This is a genomic window from Escherichia sp. 94.0001, assembly GCF_013369155.2.
GTDB classification, from domain to species: Bacteria; Pseudomonadota; Gammaproteobacteria; order Enterobacterales; family Enterobacteriaceae; genus Escherichia; species Escherichia coli_F.
In genome coordinates, this window is sequence record NZ_JABWMS020000306.1 from 1 (window position 1) to 272 (window position 272).

Below are 272 nucleotides of genomic sequence, written 5' to 3' on the forward strand. Positions count from 1 at the left end.
GTTGTACGGACAGAATGACGCAATCCCCGCTTTCTGGGGTTCGGTCAGTGGCACTTTGATGTTTTTCTCCACCCATGCCAGCGCCTTATCACGTTCGATGGCGTTAACCTGGTCGCATTTCTCCTTCGACAACTTCATGCCCGGGACGACAGGTTTACCATCCACCAGAATGGCACCGCGACAGATGGTCCAGATACCCGCGCCATCACGGTATGCCGTGGTGTGGTTACCTTCCTTTTCATCCAGAAACTGGTCGAGGATTTCAGGCGCAG

Annotated in this window: 1 protein-coding gene; it reads right to left on the minus strand. The window is 54.4% G+C overall.

Features of this window, described 5'->3' with window-relative positions:
* Positions 1–272: glycoside hydrolase family protein (locus tag HEN33_RS25865; protein ID WP_183083570.1), on the minus strand; the 272-nt coding region annotated here is incomplete at both ends.